5 protein-coding genes are annotated in these 4,596 nt (G+C 31.0%); 3 read left to right on the plus strand and 2 right to left on the minus strand.

Annotated features, from left to right (window positions below):
* Positions 1 to 477, plus strand: a 477-nt coding sequence (locus ACH2BG_RS01970) for a murein L,D-transpeptidase catalytic domain-containing protein (protein ID WP_395046052.1), incomplete at its 5' end; no start/stop codon positions are given.
* Positions 478 to 501: 24 nt separating this feature from the next.
* On the opposite strand, the gene ACH2BG_RS01975 is transcribed toward ACH2BG_RS01970, so the two are convergent.
* Together ACH2BG_RS01975 and ACH2BG_RS01980 are read right to left on the minus strand one after the other, a co-directional pair.
* Positions 502 to 1,143: a M15 family metallopeptidase gene (locus tag ACH2BG_RS01975; RefSeq protein ID WP_395046053.1), complete on the minus strand. Its 642-nt coding sequence runs from the start codon at positions 1,141 to 1,143 to the stop codon at positions 502 to 504.
* Between the two features lie 62 nt (positions 1,144 to 1,205).
* Entirely contained in the window at positions 1,206 to 2,123 is a 918-nt protein-coding gene (locus ACH2BG_RS01980; protein ID WP_395046054.1) for a DUF4349 domain-containing protein, read from the minus strand.
* A 259-nt stretch (positions 2,124 to 2,382) separates the two neighbouring features.
* Between ACH2BG_RS01980 and ACH2BG_RS01985 the strand changes: the two genes are divergently transcribed.
* Positions 2,383 to 3,684, plus strand: a complete 1,302-nt coding sequence (locus ACH2BG_RS01985; protein WP_395046055.1) for an anthranilate synthase component I family protein — start codon at positions 2,383 to 2,385, stop codon at positions 3,682 to 3,684.
* A 21-nt stretch (positions 3,685 to 3,705) separates the two neighbouring features.
* The coding region (gene tilS / locus ACH2BG_RS01990; protein ID WP_395046056.1) for a tRNA lysidine(34) synthetase TilS at positions 3,706 to 4,596 on the plus strand (891 nt) is incomplete at its 3' end.

The raw sequence follows: 4,596 nt of genomic DNA on the forward strand, positions 1-4,596 counted from the left end.
GTGAAAAAACTAATAAACGGCAATTCTAAATACAGTAAAGAAATAGCTTTTTTTGTAGATATGGGAATTCCCTCCGGCAAAAATCGTTTTTTTATATATGATTTAAGAAGCAATAAAATCATAGACAAAGGTTTGGTTGCTCATGGTTCTGGATCTGAAACCAGCATTCAAGGCAAACTAAAATTTAGCAATATAGACAATTCGCTTTCTACTTCTTTGGGGAAATATTCGATTGGAAATTCATATGTAGGAAAATTCGGTAAGGCTTATAAATTATACGGTCTAGACAAAACAAATAGTAATGCTTACGACCGAAATATAGTTTTGCACAAATATTTTGATGTGCCTTATGACGAGCAAGAAAATTATATTTGTAACAGTTTTGGTTGTCCTATGGTAAATGAAAAATTTTACACCCGAATTGAAAAAATAATTGACAATTCGAAAACAAAAATTATTTTAAACATATATTACTAAAAATCTGAATTTTAAATTCAAAACCTACTCACATTTCCAAGTGAAATTGGACAAATTATCTTTTCTAGAACCTCTCAGATTATAATGCCACCATTCGGAATCGAAGGATTCAAAATTATTTCGTGTCATAATTTTTTTTAATAATCGCCTATTTTTAAGTGTTCTTCGAGGGAAATCTCTGTAATCATGACTAGATTCTATACCAAAAAAATCGAAAGTAGTTCCCATTTCAAGCTCGACACCATTTTCGTCGACTAAAGTAATATCTACAGCGCCGCCACGATTGTGAATAGAACCTTTTACAGGATTTGCTACGTAATTTGCATCGGGAACAATGACCCACATTTTTTTCTGAACATCTAGCGGTCGGTAACAATCAAAAATCTTTATTTGATATCCTTTTCTCTTAAATTGGTTATTGGCTTCTATAAGATTGTTTATCGTTTTTAATCTCAAAAAACAGGATTCACAATCATATACTTTTGTTTTTAAGAAATTATCATAGGTAGCATATTTCATATCCAAAATAAAATCGGAACTATAATCTTTTATATTTACGAAAGTGGTATCATTAATAATTGCTTGATTTTGTTGTATATTTTGTGATTTACAGGGAATTATACAGTTTATAATAAATCCGAAAATCAATAGTGTTTTTATTTTCATTCTCCTTTGAGTTGCTAAACAAATATAAATAAAAAACCACCAGTTTCCCAGTGGTTTACAGCTTACTTTTTGCTATATTTTTTATATCCAAAATAACCTAAACCGAGAATCAGAGCGATTCCCCACAGTTGCACGACAAATGCAATAATTCCTTCGAGCATAAACCAGCCTGTTTTTAAGCTATCCCAAATTTGCAAACCAATATTAGGACGATAAGCATTTATACTTTTTTCATTGGCAACCATTTCTTGTTTTATGGCTTCTCTTTGGTAAATTTGCAAAGTTAATGTACTAAAATTTACTTGGTCTTTTAGTGATAAATTTTCGATTTTACTAGCATCATTTTGTTCTTTTTTGTTCTCTAAATGATCTTCGGCATCAATAATATTATTTAGTTTTTTGCCTTTTTCATCAATCGCTTTTTCGATTCTTTTCTCGGAATTACTACTTCTGTTTTGTGCCATTTGGTTCGATAACACTTGCAAAGTAACATCGTCGGCTTTTATAACCCGAAAATCAAGAAAATCTATCTGTTTTGCAATCGTTTTTATGACCGTATCTAATCGCGTATTAGGAACTCTAATAGTAATGTTATTTTCGACTGTATATTTTGTGGTAACCAGCGTACTATCTTGGCTTACCTTAGTTTCGTCTTTATTAGAAATGTTACTTTCTAAATTTGTGTAAGTTACAAAACCACCAAATTTTGTAGCAGCATCTTCAATTGCGTAAGTCGATTTTGGAACGTTTTTTACTTTAAATTTAATATCGGCCGTTCTAACAAATTTTCTTTTCGAATTTTTGGGTTCGACTGCTGCCGATGACGATGTTGCTACTTTTGCATCAGAATTTGCACTAACAGATTCTTCCATTGCTGGACCAGATACTTCAGTTGTTGGTGCTTCAGCTGAAGCTTCTTTACAAGAATAAGCAATGGTTACCAGTAGTAATGCGAAACCAATTGTGGGAGTTTTTTTCATGATTTTCATATTTAATATTAATTGAGGTTACAGTTAAAGTCGAAAGTTGAAATGTCATAATGTCGAAAGTCTTCATCCAATGGATTTTATAACTTTAAAAAAATATAACTACAACTTAAATAAACAGGTAATTTTCAATCAATAATTTAATATGAATTTATTTGTTAATATATAATTCTAGCTGCACTAAAAACTGTGCCAAAAACTTTTATCCATTAAAGGTAAAATGTTGTAATTTTGTTAAATATTCATTTTCGATTTGAGAACATCTATTTTTAAGGATTTACAAGATCCTATTTTATTTAAAAAGCAACTTTTGGCTTGGGGAAATCAGTACAGAGAAGTTGTTTTTCTGGACAGTAATCATTATGCGCAAGAATATTTCAGCTATGATTGTGTTTTGGCTGTTGATGCTTTTACATCAATAAAAACTGACTATCACAACGCTTTCGAAGATTTAAAACAATACCAATCGCAAACACGAGATTGGCTTTTTGGTTATTTATCATATGATTTAAAAAACGATACCGAAGATTTGGTTTCTAAAAATCATGATGGTTTGCATTTCCCAGATTTGTTTTTCTTTCAACCTAAAAAACTATTTTTATTGAAAGGAAATCAGGTAGAAATTCAATATCTAAATATGTGTGATGATGAAGTGGAAGACGATTTTCTTGAAATAATAGAAAACCATCCCGATAGCTATCGGGAGGCAAAAGGCATTAGTGATGCCAATCTTAAAATAGAACAACAAATATCTAAAGAAAAACACTTAGTGAAAGTTAGTGAAATACTAGCACACATTAATCGTGGCGATATTTATGAAGCTAATTTTTGTATGGAATTTTTTGCAGAAAACGCAGAAATAAATCCATTAGAAATTTATAATAAACTGAATGCCATTTCGGAACCACCATTTTCTGTATTCTTCAAAAACAATACAAATTATTTGCTTTCTGCATCGCCAGAACGTTATTTGCGAAAAGAAGTAACAAAAATAATTTCGCAACCTATAAAAGGAACTTCAAAACGCTTTTCTGATGCTATTGAAGATGAAAAATCGAAACTAGAATTATCACAAAACCCGAAAGAACGCTCAGAAAATGTGATGATTGTCGATTTGGTTCGCAATGATTTGTCACATACTGCTACAAAAGGTTCTGTTCAAGTTGCGGAACTGTGTGGTATTTATACTTTCAAGCAATTACATCACATGATTTCGACAATTATTTCGGAAGTCTCACATACAACTTCTCCGATTGAGATTCTAAAAAGTACTTTCCCAATGGGAAGTATGACTGGTGCTCCCAAGATTTCGGCAATGAAAATTATTGAAGAATTAGAAGAAACAAAACGTGGTTTGTATAGTGGTGCAATTGGTTACTTCACTCCTACTGGCGATTTCGATTTTAATGTTGTGATTCGTAGTATTTTATATAATTCGGAAGAAAAATACGTTTCTTTTTCTGTTGGAAGTGCTATTACTGCTGGTTCAATTCCCGAAAATGAATATGAAGAATGTTTATTGAAAGCAAAAGCTATGTTAGAAGTATTAAGTTAAATTAAATAATTACTTTTGAAAATGCTTTTAAAACTACAAAATCATCTCTCTAAAAATTTCCCTTTTCTGAAAGAGAAAAAACTTCTTTTGGCCTCAAGCGGAGGAATTGATAGTATGATAATGTTGCATTTATTTCAAAAACTAAATTATAATATTGCTATTGCGCATTGTAATTTTCAATTGCGTGGTTTAGAAAGTTTTGGCGATCAGCAATTTGTTCAAGATTATGCTTCTAATCATAATATTGAAGTGTTTGTAACTCTTTTTGATACGGAGAATTTTGCTAAAGATTATAAGTTATCAACTCAAATTGCCGCTCGAGAACTTCGATACAATTGGTTTTATGAATTATTAGAAACCGAAAATTTTGATTATATTCTCACTGCGCATCATGCTGATGATAATCTGGAAACTTTTCTTATAAATCTAACTCGAGGAACAGGTTTAGACGGATTGACTGGAATTCCTGAACAAAACGAACTGATAATTAGACCTTTATTACCTTTTTCTCGTGCTGAAATAGAAGATTTTGCCAAAGAAAACAGCATACAATGGAGAGAAGATTCGAGCAATGCTTCCGATAAATATTTGCGAAATAAAATTCGTCATGATTTGGTTCCAATATTAAAAGAATTGAATCCTAATTTTCTAGATTCTTTCCAGAAAACACAAAACTACTTGCAAGAATCGCAAATTATGGTCGAGGATGCTACAATTATGATTTACCAGCAAGTAGTAAAAGAAAATAATGATATCCTTTCTTTCGATTTAAAAAAACTGACTCAATTACCCAATTACAAATCCTATTTGTACCAATGGTTGCGAGAGTACGATTTTACGGCTTGGGAAGATATTTATAATTTGGTTGAATCTCAATCAGGGAAACAAATTTTCTCAAAAAATTATCGATTA

It is taken from the genome of Flavobacterium sp. (assembly GCF_043779715.1).
Lineage (GTDB): Bacteria > Bacteroidota > Bacteroidia > Flavobacteriales > Flavobacteriaceae > Flavobacterium.